Raw genomic sequence first — 15,201 nt, 5'->3', positions numbered from 1 at the left:
GAACACCGTGGCACACAGGTTGCACCAACCCTTCCAACTGACCAAAGGACCCACCATGACCACCGAATTCTTCTGGCGTCTGCCCCTGGGCACCGACGGCCCGCAACTGACCACCGACAAGCACAACCGCGGCAGCTTCGCCCAGCAGCACGGGCATATCGCCCCGGGCCTGCTGGCCGACGGCAGCCCCGATGGCTTCACCTACATCGACTACATCGCCCAGGTGGCCAAGGCCGCCGAGCTGGCCGGCTTCGAAGGGGCCCTGCTGCCCACCGGCCCGGAGCCATGGATCGTCGCCGCCGCCCTGGCCCGGGAAACCCGGCGCCTGCGTTTCCTGGTCGCCTTCCAGGCCACCTGGACCCTGCCCGCCTACGCCGCGCAGCAGGCGGCGATCCTCCAGCACCTGAGCCACGGCCGCCTGGACTGGAACATCATCACCGGCGGCAACCCGGCCAGCCAGCGCGCTCAGGGCGATTTCCTCGAACACGACCAGCGCTACCGGCGCACCGGCGAATTCCTCGACATCATCGACGGCCTGTGGCGCAACGAGCGCTTCAGCTACGACGGCGACATCTACCGCCTGGAGAACGGCAGCCTGCCGCCGGGCCTGGGCAGTGAGCGCAAACCGGCGGTGTACTTCTCCGGGTTTTCCGACCCGGCCCTGGACGTGGCCGCGCGGCATGCCGATGTCTACCTGAACTGGGCCGAGCCGGTGGACAAGCTCAAGCCGCATATCGAGCGGGTCCGCGAACTGGCCGACAAAGAGGGACGCACAGTGCGCTTCGGCCTGCGCGTCGACCTGTTCGCCCGGGAAACCGAAGAGGCCGCCTGGCGCGACCTGCGGCGCCAGTTCGAGCGCCTGGAAGGCAAGCCGAGCGCGGTGTCCAGCGCCTTTACCCGGGCCAGCGACTCGGTCGGCGGCGCGCGGCAGACCGCTTACCACCAAAACATCCAGGATTTCGACGCACTGACCCTCGCCCCCAACCTCTGGGCCGGTTTCGCCAAGGCCAAGCCCGGCCCGACCGTGGGCCTGGTCGGCAGCCACCAGAACATCGCCGAGCGCCTGGCCGAATACCGCGAAGCCGGCTTCTCCACCTTCATCCTCGCCGGCAACCCGCACCTGGAAGAAGCCCTGCGCATCGGCCAGGAAGTCCTGCCGCTGCTGCGTCAGCCACCTGCACCCGCGCTGAAGGCCAGCGCCTGAATTCAAGGACCGGATTCCCCCATGAGCCAACCCCTCGACACCCTCTGGTACACCCACAGCCCGGTGCCCACCGGCCTCGGCATCGCCGTGCAGACCGGGCGCCTGGCCGAAGCCTTCGCCCCGCTGGGCACCTCGATCCAGTCACTGCGCGAGTCCAGCGAACGGGAAGTGCGTGAAGCCCACTACGACCACCACCTGCCCAACTCGGTGCGCCATGGCGGCAATATCCCGGCGATCTGGGCCTACTCGGCCGGGGTCGAGACCCGGGTGCTGGGTCTGAGCTGGGCAGATGAAGTGCAGTTGATCCTGACCACCGCCGAGAGCGGCGTGAAGACCGTGCGCGACCTGAAGAACCGCCGCTTCGGCCTGCCGAAATGGGCCAACGTGCAGATCGACTTCACCCGCGCCCAGGCCCTGCGCGGCCTGGAAAACGCCCTGCGCCTCGAAGGCCTGAACGTCGCCGACGTGGAACTGGTGGACTACCCCTACGGCGGCACCCACAGCGACGAGCAGGTCACCCATGTGCACGGTGCTGCCGTCTACCTCAGCGGCGCACGCATCAGCCGGCGCAACAACGAACTGATAGGCCTGCTGCGCGGCGACATCGACGCGATCTTCCTCAAGGGCGCCACGGCCTTGCAACTGGCCTACGAGCTGGGCCTGCACGTGGTGATCGACACCGGCTCGCACCCGGACCCGCTGATCCGCGCCAACAACGGCACGCCGCGCACCCTGACCGTGGATACCCACCTGCTCAACCACCACTTCGGCGCCTGCAAGCGCATCGTCGACGTGCTGCTGCGCACCGAGCAATGGGCCTGGGCCAACCCCGACGAAACCCGGCGCTACCTGGCCCGCGAGCTGAACACCAGCGAGTATTGGGTGGCAGCGGCCTACGGCGAGGACGCCCACCGGCGCCTGCGCACCACCCTCGACAGCCGCTCGATCGGCGCCCTGCAGGACTTCACCGATTTTCTCTACCGCTGGCAGTTCATCCCGCGGCATTTCGATGTGCGGGAATGGATCGATTTCAGTGTGCTGGAAGCGGTGATCGGATCGACGTCGCGGGTGGCGACCTGAGGCGGGATGTGTTGCGCTGCTAATGGCCTCATCGTCGGCAAGCCGGTTCAAGGGTTGGGACCAGTTTGCCGGCCTTGAAGAACCACACAAACTCCGGCGACAGGCGTACCATAGCGCCCTTCCGGCGAGCCCTTCTCGCCAGCCTCTGTCGCACAAGAAATCCCCATGCCTTTCGAACTCAGCGTTGACCTCACCACCCTTGCCATTCTCGCCCTGGTCGCCTTTGTCGCCGGTTTCATCGATGCCATCGCTGGCGGTGGCGGCCTGCTGACCACGCCCGCCCTGCTCACCGCCGGCATGCCACCGCACCTGGTCCTGGGCACCAACAAGCTCAGCTCCACATTCGGCTCGGCCACCGCCGGCTTTACCTATTACCGACGCAAGCTGTTCCATCCGGCGCAGTGGAAGCACGCACTGCTCGGCACCCTGATCGGCGCCCTGCTTGGTGCGGTGATTGCCCATTACTTGCCAGCCGAATGGCTGAACAAGATGCTGCCGGTGATCGTCTTCGCCTGCGGCGTCTACCTGCTGTTCGGCGGCACGCCCAAGGCACCGCTGGACGCCAATGTGCCGATCAAGAAGAAGTGGCAGTTCCCCCAGGGCTTCACCCTGGGCTTCTACGACGGCGTGGCCGGCCCCGGTACCGGCGCCTTCTGGACCGTCAGCACCCTGCTGATCTACCCCATCGACCTGGTCAAGGCCAGCGGCGTGGCGCGCAGCATGAACTTCGTCAGCAACGCGGCGGCGCTGACGGTGTTCATCTTCTCGGGACAGGTGGATTGGGCCGTAGGCCTGGCGATGGGTTCATCGTTGATGGTTGGCGCCTTCTTCGGCGCCCGAACCGCCATCAGCGGCGGTTCGAAGTTCATTCGCCCGGTGTTCATCACCGTGGTTCTGGCGCTGACCGTGCGCCTAGCGTGGCAGCACTGGTTCGGCCAGGCCTAGGCGACGCGCCACATACAGATCGATCAGGTAGCGGGCGATGGAGCGTCCGGCGGGCAGCGGCGGCAAGGCGTCGACGCGGAACCACTGGGCATCCTCGATCTCGTCCGGCTGCATGACGATTTCGCCGCCCGCGTACTCGGCATGGAAGCCCAGCATCATCGAATGCGGGAACGGCCAGCACTGGCTGCCGACGTACTGGATGTTCTGCACCTCCAGCGCCACCTCCTCGCGCACTTCGCGAACCAGGCAGTCTTCCGCCGACTCCCCCGGCTCGGCAAAGCCGGCCAGGGTGCTGTAGACCCCGGTGACGAAACGTGGCGAACGGGCCAGGAGAATCTCGTCGCCACGGGTGATCAGCACGATCATGCTTGGCGAGATGCGCGGGTAGCTGCGCAGGTCGCACGGCGCGCAGTACATCGCCCGCTCGCGCGGGATCTGGCTCATGGCCTGGCCGCAACTGCCGCAGAAGCGATGCTCGCGGGCCCAGGTGGAGATCTGCGCGGCGTAGCCGAGGATGGTGTAGGTATCGAAATCCCCCTCCAGCATGAACTGACGCAACCCCTGCCAACGGCAGCCAGGCAGCGCCTGGGTGCCGTGCAGTTCAATCAGGTAGACCGGCTGGCCATCGTAATGGCCGATGCCGTGCTCGAAGCGGATATCCGGCTCCTGGCGCTTGAACCAGTCGCGGGGGAACAGCGCGCCATTGGCGTCCAGCATGAAGCCTTCGCTGCTGCGCACGACCGCAAGGCCGCCGCCGACATTCGTATCCAGTACCGCAGTGGTCCAGCGCGCTGACATCTTCTGTTCCTTGACCTTGGCGGAGCGCCGTCGCGATCAGTCGGCGAACTCCGGCTTCTGTTTGCTCATATGGGCAGCCACGGCTACCCGCAGATCGTTGGATTGCAGCATGGCGGCGTTCCAGGTGGCGATGTACTCGAGCCCGTCGTCGATGCGGTGATCGCGCATGTAGCTGAGCATCTCCTTGGTGCCGGCCACGGCAATCGGGGATTTTCCCGCAATTTCGGCCGCGATGGCAAAGACTCCGTCGAGCAGCGCGGCGTGATCCTCGTAGCTGCGATTGACCAGGCCGATGCGCTGCGCCTCGTCGGCGCCGATGGTGCGACCGGTATAGGCCAGTTCCCGCAGCAGGCCGTCGCCGATGATACGCGGCAGACGTTGCAATGTGCCGACATCGGCGGCCATGCCCATGTCGATTTCCTTGATCGAGAATTGCGCATCGGCGGCCGCGTAGCGCATGTCGCAGGCGGCGATCAGGTCGATGGCACCGCCGATGCAGTAGCCCTGGATTGCCGCCAGCACCGGCTTGCGGCAGTTGTCCACGGCATTGAACGAGGCCTGCATCTCAAGGATCTTGCGCCGCAGCAGGCGGGCATTGCGGCCGACGTCCTTGCCCAGCTCGCTGGCCAGCGAGGCCAGCATCATCAGGTCGATGCCCGAGGAGAAGTGCTTGCCGGCACCGCTGATCACCACCACCCGCGCCTCGTCGGTGTCGTCGATCCACTGGAAGATCTCGACGATCTCGCGCCAGAACGCGGCGTTCATGGCGTTGATCTTGTCCGGGCGGTTGATCTGGACGTGGGCGATATGGTTCGACAGCTCGACCTTGAACGCGGTGTAGTCGGTCACGGCGACACTCCTTGAGCGGCGGATGTAGGAAGCTTCGGACTATATCGCAACCCCTGCACCGCGCTTGTGCCAAAAGCGGGACTGGCACAGTTGATCTTGCCTGGCACTTGCGGCACCGTGCGCAGGTCTTTGAATCATTAGGAAACATTTCATGCCCCGCTCTCTGCCCGGTGCGCTGGTCCACAACTTCCTTGGTCAGTCGCCGCGCTGGTACAAGGCCACGGTCTGCCTGTTCCTGCTACTCAATCCACTGCTGTTGGCGACCCTCGGCCCGGTGGTCACCGGCTGGGTACTGGTGGTGCAATTCATCTTCTTCCTCGGCATGGCCCTCAAGTGCTACCCGCTGATGCCCGGCGGCCTGCTGCTGGTGGAGGCACTGCTGCTGGGGATGACCACACCTCAAGCACTTTATGAAGAGCTGCAGCACAACTTCCCGGTGATCCTGCTGTTGATGTTCATGGTCGCCGGGATCTACTTCATGAAGGATCTGCTGCTGTTTTCCTTCTCGCGCATCTTGTTGGGAATACGCTCCAAGGCGCTGTTATCGCTGGCTTTCTGCTTTCTCTCAGCTTTCCTTTCGGCCTTCCTCGATGCGCTGACCGTGACGGCGGTGATCATCAGCGCGGCAGTGGGCTTCTACGGGGTCTACCACCGTGTCGCCTCCGGTAGCGATCCACGCGGCGAGGCGCAGATCGACATCGACCACCAGCTTCCCGAGCTGGCCCGCGAGGACCTCAACCACTTCCGCGCCTTCCTGCGCAGCCTGCTGATGCATGGTGCGGTGGGTACCGCGCTGGGCGGTGTCTGCACCCTGGTCGGCGAGCCGCAGAACCTGCTGATCGGCCATGAGATGGGCTGGCACTTCCAGGACTTCTTCTTCAAGGTCGCCCCGGTATCGCTGCCGGTGCTGGTGGCCGGCCTGGTCACCTGCGTACTGCTGGAGAAACTGCGCTGGTTCGGCTACGGCACCCTGCTGCCGGACAACGTGCGCCAGGTTCTGGCCGCCTACGCCGCCGAGGACGACGCCCAGCGCACCCCGCAGCAGCGCGCCAACCTGCTGGTGCAGGGCATCGCCGCGCTGATCCTGATCGTCTGCCTGGGACTGCATGTGGCCGAGGTCGGCCTGATCGGCCTGCTGGTGATCGTGCTGATCACCTCCTTCACCGGCATCACTGACGAACACCGCCTGGGCCGCGCCTTCCAGGACGCCATGCCGTTCACTTCGCTGCTGGTGGTGTTCTTCGCCGTGGTTGCGGTGATCCACCAGCAGCAGCTGTTCACCCCGCTGATCCAGTGGGTGCTGGCGCTGCCGGCGGAACAACAGCCGGGGATGCTGTTCATCGCCAACGGCCTGCTCTCGGCGATCAGCGACAACGTGTTCGTCGCCACCATCTACATCACCGAGGTGAAGCAGGCGTTCCTCAATGGCGCCATGAGCCGCGAGCATTTCGAAACCCTGGCGGTGGCGATCAATACCGGCACCAACCTGCCGAGCGTGGCGACGCCCAATGGCCAGGCGGCGTTCCTGTTCCTGCTGACTTCGGCGATCGCGCCGCTGGTGCGGCTGTCCTATGGGCGGATGGTGTGGATGGCATTGCCTTACACCGTGGTCATGGGTGGATTGGGCTGGTGGGCAGTCACTTACTGGCTGTGAAACCTTGAGGGCCCTATCGCCGGCAACGCCGGCTCCCACAAGGATCGGCGGTGCACGCGCAACCTGTGGGAGCCGGCGTTGTCGGCGATGAGGCCCTCACTGCCCCCGCAAATCCTCGAAGAACGCCTTCTTCCCATCCACCTGCTGCGAAGCCCTCGGCAGCGCCGCCTGCTCACCACCCGGCAACTCCACATGCCAATAGCAATAACGCACCGCCCGGGTGATCGCCACATAGGCCAACCGCAGTACCTCCTCCTTCTGCGCCGTATCGAACGCCTCCGGATCTCCATCCTTGCCCAGTCCGGCCAGGCGATACACCTGGTTCTTGTACGGCGAGCGGGTCACGTACTGGCAATCGCCGAGCATGAACACCGCATCCGCCTGCAAGCCCTTGGCGCTGTGATAGGTCAGCTGCTTCAGCCGGCGCTGACCGTGAGGCAAGCTCGAATCAACATTAACTATCGATTGAATTTCTTTTGAAATCATCTGCTTATCGATACTTTTTCGAAACAGGATCATGACCGAGTCACCCCGGTTGTAGTGCTCGATCACCTGCTGCGCCAAGGCCGTCTCGTCGCGCTCCTGCACCTGCACCGGCCAGCGCTCCTCAGCCACCGGTCCTACGGCCTTGGCCTTCTTGCCGGCAATCGACGGCGCCGACCTGACGATATGCTCCGCCGCATCGATGATGTGCTGATGGCTGCGGTAGTTGTCGGTGAGCATCACCCGGGTGTTCGAAGGCGCGACAAAGGCCTTGCCGAACTCCATGAAGTACTTCGGCGAGCTGCCGCGCCAGCCATAGATCGATTGCCAGTCATCACCCACGCAGAGCAGCGAGGAGTGCTGCGCCGCACGACCGATGTGCATGTCCGAGCCGCGCCGGCGGATCTCGCGCAGGCTGGCGCGGATCCACGAGACGATCTGCGGCGAGACATCCTGGAACTCGTCGATCATCAGGTGCGCCAGCGGCCGCAGCAGCGGGTCGGGCAGCAGACGCAGGTTCTCCGGGTTGTTCTCGCCGAACAGGGCGAACATGCGGTTGTAGGTCATCACCGGCGGCGACTGGTCGAGCAGATGCTCCTCCAGGGCTTTCCAGTACAGGCTCAGGGCCTCGAAGAACAGCGCATCGTTGTCACCCTGCGGGAAGCTCATGCCCTTCACCGCAACGCTGACATCCAGCCCGAGGTTCTCGATAAAACCCGCCGCCGTGACAAAGGCATCCAGCAGCGGCACGGCGGCCAGTTCACCCTTGACCTTGTAGTCGAAGCCCGGACCAGCCACCGCATCCCCAGCCAGCGATGCGATCAGCCGCCGTGCCGAAGCATAATTTTCCAGCCAGATCACAGGCTTGGAGCAGAAAGCTTGAAACAGGGTGCGCTTGATCACCCACTCCGCCCACACCGGCAGCTTGGCTCCGGGGCGCTTGTATTGCTGGTTTTCACCGGGATCGAAGCCGAGCACCACCCAGGCATCCAGCTCGGCGATATGGCCGTGGAAATGGAAGCGGCTACCGTTGATCTCGACGGTCTCGCGGCTCGGTTCGATGCCCTTGATCGGCCAGGCCCCGGCCCTGAACCAGAGGTCCTCGATGGTGTCGCACAGTTCCTCGTCGCGACTGGCGGACAACTGGGTCACGGCAACGCGCTTCTGCACGTCCGGGTGATCCTTCTCCAGGGCCTTGAGCTGCACCGCCTCGCGGCGCAGGCCGGCGATCAGCTCGGCAAAGCGCGGGCTGGCCCGCAGCAGGTCGCGGTAACAGAGGTTGAGCTGCTGGCGCTGGGCATCGTTGAGGCGCAGGTCGAACGGATTGCTCTCGGCATCCGCCTCGGCACCGGCCGGCAGTTCGCTGCCGAGGGTCTCGAAGGCACGCACCTGGCTGAACCCCGGCAGGCTGCGCACCAGCGGCAGGATCCGCGAATGGAAGGTACGCACCAGCTCCCGCGCCTGCACCGGGCTGAGGGGCACCTGCCACTGGCCGAACACCTGCAACAGGCGAGCGATGAAGTCCTTGCGCGACTCGCGGGTGAAGGTCACCACGGTCATGGCGTCCAGCTCGAAGCCGAGGTAATGGCGCAACAGCAGGATGCGCAGCACCAGCGACGTCGACTTGCCCGCCCCGGCGCCGGCGATCACGCAGGTGGACGGGGTCTCGCTGAAGATCATCTTCCACTGCGCCGCGCTGGGCTGGGCATGGGCCGGCAGGTACTGGGCGACATCGGCCTTGAAGCGCTTCTTCAGTTCCGCCGTCAGCGGCAGGCGCCAGTCGTCGAACAGGCTGTCGTCGACGCCAGGTACGGCGTGTTCCTCGGCGCGGGTATCGCGGATCACCAGAATCTGGCGGCCAGCCTCGTAGCCGACGGCATGCCCCTCATCGAAACCCTCGCGCAGGCCCTCGGCATGGCCGGTGCGCTGGCCGGTGGCATGACCGAGGAACCAGGAGTCCCGATGCTGCGCGCGCAGGCGGTTCAAGCCGCGACCGAGCAGGCGCGCGGTCAGGCGCCTGAGCCATGGAAGCTGGGCGGGCGGGGTAAGGTCCTGGGGTTGCGGGGGAAGCTTGTCTGACACACCGACTCCGGCTGGAAAATCACATAAGCCGGAAGTTTTACCCCATTCGGGGGCGATGGGACAGTGGCGATTGTCTGGAAAATCAGGGAATTAGCCAAGAGACTGGAGAATTTGCATGCAATCTCTGTGGGAGCGGGTTTACCCGCGATTACGATGGTCGGATCACCGACGCCATCGCGGGTAAACCCGCTCCCACAGGGTCCGCGCCGCTCTTAGACCTGTGCTCTGCGCGACAGCGCAGCCTGAAAGGCTGGGCGGACTCCCACAAGGGCTCCGGCGATCAGGCGATCGCCTTGTCCACCAGTTCCTGCGCCTCAGCCACCAGACGCTGCAGGTGCGCATCGTCGATAAAGCTCTCGGCGTAGATCTTGTAGATGTCCTCGGTGCCCGACGGCCGCGCGGCGAACCAGCCGTTGGCGGTCATGACCTTGAGGCCGCCAATGGCCTGGTCGTTGCCCGGCGCGTGGCTGAGGATCTGCTGGATCGGCTCGCCGGCCAGTTCGGTGGATTTCACCTGCTCCGGTGCCAGCTTGCTGAGCAGGGCCTTCTGCTGCGGGTTGGCCTTGGCCTCGACGCGGGTGGCAAACGGCTCGCCCAGCTCGGCGGTCAGCGCTTCATAAGCCTGCGCCGGATTGCGTCCGGTGCGGGCAGTCATTTCAGCGGCCAGCAAGGCCGGGATCAGGCCGTCCTTGTCGGTGGCCCAAACGCTGCCGTCCAGACGCAGGAAGGACGCGCCAGCGCTCTCCTCGCCGCCAAAGCCCAGGGAGCCGTCGAACAGGCCGTCGGCGAAGAACTTGAAGCCCACCGGCACTTCGTACAGGCGACGGCCCAGGCGCGCGGTAACGCGGTCGATCAGGCCGCTGCTGACCACGGTCTTGCCCACGGCGGCATCGGCGCGCCATTGCGGACGGTTCTGGAACAGGTAGTCGATGGCCACCGCCAGATAGTTGTTCGGCGCCAGCAGCCCGGACGGGGTGACGATGCCATGGCGGTCATGGTCGGGGTCGCAGGCGAAGGCCACGTCGAAGCGCTCGCGCAGGCCGATCAGGCCCTGCATGGCGTAAGGAGAGGACGGGTCCATGCGGATCTGGCCGTCCCAGTCCACCGACATGAAGCGGAAGGTCGGGTCGACCGCGTCGTTGACCACTTCCAGGTTGAGCTTGTAGTGCTCGGCAATGGCCGACCAGTAGCGCACCCCGGCGCCGCCCAGCGGATCCACGCCCAGGCGCAGGTTGGCGCTGCGAATCACGTCGAAGTCGATGACATTGACCAGGTCGGCGACGTAGGTCGAAACATAGTCATGGCGGTGCGTGGTGGAAGCCTTGAGCGCCTGCTCGTAGGGCATGCGCTTGACGCCCTTGAGGCCTTCGCCCAGCAGTTCGTTGGCCTTGGCTTCGATCCACTTGGTCACATGGCTGTCGGCCGGGCCGCCATTGGGCGGGTTGTACTTGAAGCCACCGCTTTGTGGCGGGTTGTGCGACGGAGTGATGACGATACCGTCGGCCAGGCCGCTGCTGCGGCCACGGTTATGGCAGAGGATGGCGTGGGACACAGCCGGGGTCGGGGTGTACTCGTCGTCCTTCGACAGCATCACTTCGACGCCGTTGGCCGCCAGCACTTCCAGGGCGCTGGCCAGGGCCGGGGTCGACAGGGCGTGGGTGTCGGCGCCGATGTACAGCGGACCGTCGATGCCCTGGGCCTGGCGATACAGGCAGATGGCCTGGCTGATGGCGAGGACGTGGTGCTCGTTGAAACTCAGGTCCAGGGAACTGCCGCGATGACCGGAGGTACCGAAGGCGACGCGTTGGGTCGCGACCGCAGCATCCGGCTGGCCGGTGTAGTAGGCGGTCAACAGGCGCGGGATATCGACCAGGATGGCGGCCGGGGCCGGCTTGCCCGCCAGAGGACTGAGCTTCATGCAAAACCTCAAGAATGGAATATCAGGTGATGAAAACACGACAGTTTACTGGCACTTGGACTGTCTGGCGATGTGGAAAATTCCTGCGTCCGATTAATTGATTTCTGGCGCCCACCAGGAAGGAAACATACGGCGCACACGGGCTTCGGCGAAGCGGTCGTCGATCAGCAGCACCGTGCCGCGATCCTCGGTTCCGCGGATGACCCGACCTGCCGCCTGGATCACCTTGCGCACGCCGGGATAGAGGTAGGTGTAGTCGAAGCCGGCACTGAACAAGGCGCCCATGCGCTGCTTGAGCTGTTCGTTGACCGGATTGACCTGGGGCAACCCGAGCGTGGCGATAAAGGCGCCGATCAGGCGGCTGCCCGGCAAGTCCACCCCTTCGGCGAAGGCCCCGCCCAGTACGGCGAAACCGACGCCCTGGCCGTCCTCGACGAAGCGCGCGAGAAACGCTTCGCGCTGCGCCTCGTCCATGCCCGCCGACTGCACCCATTGGTCAATCGCCGGATAACGCTCGGTCAGCAGCGCGGACACCTGTTGCAGGTAGTCGAAGCTGCTGAAGAACGCCAGGTAGTTGCCCGGCTGCCGGCGATACTGCGCGGCGATCAGTTCGACGATGGGCTCCAGGGATGCATGGCGATGCTGGAAACGCGTGGATACCTCGCTGACGATACGCACCCGCAATTGCTCGGCGACAAAGGGCGACTGCACCTCCAGCCAGGCGGTGTCGGCGGGCATGCCCAGCAGGTCGGCATAAAAGTGCCGTGGATTGAGGGTCGCGGAAAACAGCGTGACGCTGCGCGCCGCCGCCATGCGCGGACCGACCAGCGGGGCCGGCACCACATTGCGCAGGCACAGGGTCGCCAGGCGCTTGCGCCCTGCCCCGCGCAGGCTGATATCGAAGAGGAAATGCTCGTCGAACACCTCGCCCAGGCGGACGAACTGCAAGGCCTGGAAAAAGAACTGCAACAAGGCCGGATCCACCGCCTGCGGGGTACGGTTCATCAGCTCCTGAATCAGGCCGACCACCCGCAACAGCGCCTTGATAAAGGCCGCCGGCAGTTCATTGCTGGCCTGGTACGGCGCGACCTGCTCCTTGTACAGCCGGTTCCACTCCCGATTCAGCCCTTGCAAGGCACTGGCCATGCCCGCCGGCGGCTGGCGGCGCAGGGCCTGCAGGTGAAACTGGTCGAGGCTGGCGCTGTACATCTGCCGCGCCCGCTCCACCAGGTTGTGCGCCTCGTCCACCGCCACGGCCAGGCGCCATTGATCGGCCTGGGCCAGGGCGAAGAGCAAGGCGTTCTGGTCGAAGTAGTAGTTGTAGTCAGCCACCAGCACATCGACCCAGCGCGCCAGCTCCTGGGCCAGGTAATAGGGACAGACCTGATGGGCCAGGGCCAGTTCGCGAACCCGGGCCTTGTCCAGCAGCGGCACCTGCATCGCTGCGGCCCGGGCGGCCGGCAGGCGGTCGTAGAAACCCTTGGCCAAGGGACAGGCCTCGCCATGACAGGCGGTGCCGGGGTATTCGCAGGCCTTGTCGCGGGCGACCAGTTCCAGGCTGTGCAGGGCCAGCTCCGGGCGGGTCTGCATGACCTGGCGCAAGGCATCGAGGGCCAGGCCGCGTCCCGGCGTCTTGGCGGTGAGGAACAGGATCTTGTCCAGCGGCTGCCGGGCCATGGCCTTGAGCAAGGGAAACAGGGTGCCGAGGGTCTTGCCGATGCCGGTGGTGGCCTGGGCCATCAGGCAGCGCCCGGTACTGACCGCCTTGTACACGGTTTCCGCCAGTTCGCGCTGGCCCTTGCGAAAGGACGGCCAGGGAAAGCCAAGGTCAGCCAGGCCGGCGTCGCGCTGGGCCAGCCTGTGCGCCTGGGCCTCGGCCCACTGCATGAAGCATTGGCACTGCTCGACGAAGAACGCCTCCAGCTCGGCCGCGCTGGCCGTGCATTCGAAACGGGTTTCCTCCTCGCTGTCGACATCGAGGTAGACCAGCGCCAGGTTGATCTCGGCCAGCCCGCGCTGCTGGCACAGCAGCCAGCCGTAGACCCGGGCCTGGGCCCAGTGCAGTTGCCGGTGATTGTCCGGCTGGCTGGCCAGGTCACCGCGGTGGGTCTTGATCTCTTCCAGGCAGTTGCTCGCGGGCCGGTAGCCATCGGCGCGGCCACGCACCTCCAGCTCGCCGAAGCGCCCGCTGAGAGCCACTTCGGCCTCATAGCCCTCGCCCCGCCGCGCCACCACCCGGCGGTGCCCGGCGATACCCTCCTGGGCGGTCGGCGACGGGGTAAAGCGCAGGTCGAGGTCGCCGACCTTGGCGGTGAACTCGCAGAGGCTGCGCACCGCGACCTTGTAGCTCATGCCTCGGCCCATTGCACATGGCAGACATCCACCGGCAGGCCGTGGGTGCCGCAGAAGTCGAGCCAACGCAGCTGGTTGTCCTGCAGGCGGTCCCCCGGCCCTTTCACTTCGATCATCCGGTAGCGTTTTTCTTCGGGCCAGAACTGGATCAGGTCAGGCATGCCGGCACGGTTGGCCTGGATATCCTCCAGCAGGCGCAGGAAACACTGCTTCAGATGCGCCGCCGGCAGGCAGTCGATGGCCAGCTCCAGCAACTCCGGGCTGAGCAGGTCCCAATAAACGAAGGGCGATTGCAGGCCATGCTTGGCGGCATAGGTATCGCGCAGGGTCTGGCGGTAGCGGCCATCGTCCAGTTGCCCCAGGCAGTCGGCGAACAGTTCGCTGCGGCGACCATGGAAGCCGGCGTCCAGCAGGTCCTGCGGGCCGCTCTGGAACGGGTGGAAGAAGGCGCCGGGCAAGGGCGCGAAGATCGCCGGCCAGCAGAGCAGGCCGAACAGGCTGTTGAACAGGGTGTTCTCGACGTAGTGCACCGGGGCCTGCGGCAGGGCGAAATGCTCAGCCACCGCACGCTCGACGCCGAGAGCGGACCATTCGACCGGCAGCGCCAGGTCGAGCCGGCTGATGGCCTGGGCCTTGCGTCGTGGCTGCGGCGGGCCGCCGAGCTTGCGTTGCAGACGCGGGACGATGCGCCCCAGCGCCTGGGCTTCGGCGGCGTTGCCGGGATTTCCGGCGGCCTGCATGGCGAGATCGAGGGCCTGCTGGTACTGGCCGCTGTGCTCTAGCACGCGGATATGCCGCTCGCGGGCCTGGGGGTGGCAGCAGTTGGTGTAGATCGCCAGCGCCCGGTCCCAGTCGCCGCCCCGCTCGCACAGGTAGGCGAGCTGATAGAGCAACTTGGCCCGACGCCGTTGCAGCCAGGGGTTGTCGCTGTCCAGGCCGTCGAGGCGGGCCAGCAGCAGATCGATATCGACTTCGCCCTCCAGTTGCTCGGCGCAGGCATGCAGGGCCAGGCACAACTCGATATCGCCGCGCTCGCGCAAGGCGCGCGAGTCGGCGCTGAACGGCACCTGCTCATAGCGCAGCAGGCCGAGGTCGGCGAGGACGAATTCCGACCAGTCCTGGTACAGGTTGCCGAAAAACAGCAGGCGCAGCCGATCACAGACCGCCTGCTGACGCAGGGCGTAGATCGGCTCGACGCACTCCGGCCACCACTCGCGCAGCGGCCGCGGCTCGGCAAAGTGCGCGCTCAGTTGTTCGAACAGCTCGTGCTTGGCAGCTTTCGGGCGGCTCAGGTGGGCGGCGAAACACCGGCCGATCTCGTCCTTGAGCAGCAACTGGAACAGCTCGTCGAGGGCCAGTGGTGCCTCGGCATCGACCCAACCCAACTCCAGCAGCGGCGCCATGGCCTGCACCGTCGGACCGATCTCGGCGTAATCCAGCCGACGCGCGCGGAACAGCACGCCCTTGCGCATCACCATGCGCACCAGCAGGGCCTGGCTGGGCTGGGGCAGGCGCACGAAGCCTTCGATGAAGTCGCGCTCCCCGGCGTCCAGCAGATCGCCGTAGCGCAGGTGCAGCCAGTCCAGCACCTGGCGGAAGTTGTGCAGGTAGTAGAAGGGGTCGTTACGGGAATCGGCGATCACGGGCAGGCATTACCAGGGGAAACGAGCACTGGTTATACATACAGATACGCTACCAAGGCAACCACCGTGGATCGGATGCCGGGCGGACACGCTTTTGCAGGGAGTATGAGTGCCATGGCTTCGAGGTTGACTCAGCCTCCTGTGGGAGCGGCTGTTAGCCGCGATTGGGCGCGAAGCGGCCATAAAACCGGTG

General features: G+C 65.6%; 10 protein-coding genes. 4 read left to right on the top strand and 6 right to left on the bottom strand.

The genetic code is table 11. From position 1 onward, the window contains the following. Positions 1–55 precede the first annotated feature (55 nt). The 3 genes from ACODSK_RS23855 to ACODSK_RS23845 all read left to right on the top strand — a co-directional run bounded on the left by ACODSK_RS23855 (position 56) and on the right by ACODSK_RS23845 (position 3,229). The gene (locus ACODSK_RS23855; protein ID WP_489019554.1) at positions 56–1,204 is read left to right on the top strand and encodes an LLM class flavin-dependent oxidoreductase; all 1,149 of its coding nucleotides are present in this window, start codon (positions 56–58) and stop codon (positions 1,202–1,204) included. Positions 1,205–1,225: 21 nt separating this feature from the next. Continuing rightward, a complete protein-coding gene (locus ACODSK_RS23850; RefSeq protein WP_489019553.1) occupies positions 1,226–2,284 on the top strand; it encodes an ABC transporter substrate-binding protein in 1,059 nt (352 codons plus the stop codon). Positions 2,285–2,449: 165 nt separating this feature from the next. Further along, a complete protein-coding gene (locus tag ACODSK_RS23845; RefSeq protein WP_489019552.1) occupies positions 2,450–3,229 on the top strand; it encodes a TSUP family transporter in 780 nt (259 codons plus the stop codon). Here ACODSK_RS23845 and nudC read toward each other — a convergent pair. Further along, complete coding sequence (gene nudC / locus ACODSK_RS23840; RefSeq protein WP_489019551.1) at positions 3,197–4,027, bottom strand: NAD(+) diphosphatase; 831 nt, start codon at positions 4,025–4,027, stop codon at positions 3,197–3,199. The genes ACODSK_RS23845 and nudC overlap by 33 nt on opposite strands. Before the next feature lie 36 nt (positions 4,028–4,063). Continuing rightward, on the bottom strand, positions 4,064–4,876 hold the full coding sequence (locus tag ACODSK_RS23835; protein ID WP_489019550.1) for a crotonase/enoyl-CoA hydratase family protein: 813 nt from the start codon (positions 4,874–4,876) through the stop codon (positions 4,064–4,066). A 151-nt stretch (positions 4,877–5,027) separates the two neighbouring features. On the opposite strand from ACODSK_RS23835, the gene nhaB reads away from it, so the two are divergent. Continuing rightward, positions 5,028–6,530 carry a sodium/proton antiporter NhaB gene (gene nhaB, locus ACODSK_RS23830; protein WP_489019549.1) on the top strand — a complete coding sequence of 501 codons (1,503 nt, stop codon included), beginning with the start codon at positions 5,028–5,030 and terminating at the stop codon, positions 6,528–6,530. Between the two features lie 96 nt (positions 6,531–6,626). Here the strand turns inward: nhaB and ACODSK_RS23825 are convergent, their stop codons facing one another. From ACODSK_RS23825 to ACODSK_RS23810, 4 genes are all read right to left on the bottom strand, one after another. Then, positions 6,627–9,095 (bottom strand): UvrD-helicase domain-containing protein, encoded by a 2,469-nt coding sequence (locus ACODSK_RS23825; RefSeq protein ID WP_489019548.1) that lies wholly within the window; start codon positions 9,093–9,095, stop codon positions 6,627–6,629. A gap of 280 nt (positions 9,096–9,375) precedes the next feature. After that, positions 9,376–11,013: a phosphoglucomutase (alpha-D-glucose-1,6-bisphosphate-dependent) gene (pgm, locus tag ACODSK_RS23820; RefSeq protein ID WP_489019547.1), complete on the bottom strand. Its 1,638-nt coding sequence runs from the start codon at positions 11,011–11,013 to the stop codon at positions 9,376–9,378. Positions 11,014–11,106: 93 nt separating this feature from the next. Continuing rightward, positions 11,107–13,365 (bottom strand): ATP-dependent DNA helicase, encoded by a 2,259-nt coding sequence (locus ACODSK_RS23815; protein ID WP_489019546.1) that lies wholly within the window; start codon positions 13,363–13,365, stop codon positions 11,107–11,109. Next, positions 13,362–15,008 carry a VRR-NUC domain-containing protein gene (locus ACODSK_RS23810; RefSeq protein WP_489019545.1) on the bottom strand — a complete coding sequence of 549 codons (1,647 nt, stop codon included), beginning with the start codon at positions 15,006–15,008 and terminating at the stop codon, positions 13,362–13,364. Before ACODSK_RS23810 ends, ACODSK_RS23815 begins: the two co-directional genes overlap by 4 nt. Between the last annotated feature and the right edge of the window lie 193 nt (positions 15,009–15,201).

The organism is Pseudomonas sp. FG98 (assembly GCF_057808595.1).
This window is presented reverse-complemented; position numbering and strand designations above follow the sequence as displayed.

Bases quoted from the DNA above. Each gene is read 5' to 3' on its own strand.
- ACODSK_RS23855 (WP_489019554.1), top strand. From the start codon at position 56: ATGACCACCGAATTCTTCTGGCGTCTGCCCCTGGGCACCGACGGCCCG.
- ACODSK_RS23850 (WP_489019553.1), top strand. From the start codon at position 1,226: ATGAGCCAACCCCTCGACACCCTCTGGTACACCCACAGCCCGGTGCCC.
- ACODSK_RS23845 (WP_489019552.1), top strand. From the start codon at position 2,450: ATGCCTTTCGAACTCAGCGTTGACCTCACCACCCTTGCCATTCTCGCC.
- nudC (WP_489019551.1), bottom strand. From the start codon at position 4,027: ATGTCAGCGCGCTGGACCACTGCGGTACTGGATACGAATGTCGGCGGC.
- nhaB (WP_489019549.1), top strand. From the start codon at position 5,028: ATGCCCCGCTCTCTGCCCGGTGCGCTGGTCCACAACTTCCTTGGTCAG.
- pgm (WP_489019547.1), bottom strand. From the start codon at position 11,013: ATGAAGCTCAGTCCTCTGGCGGGCAAGCCGGCCCCGGCCGCCATCCTG.
- ACODSK_RS23815 (WP_489019546.1), bottom strand. From the start codon at position 13,365: ATGAGCTACAAGGTCGCGGTGCGCAGCCTCTGCGAGTTCACCGCCAAG.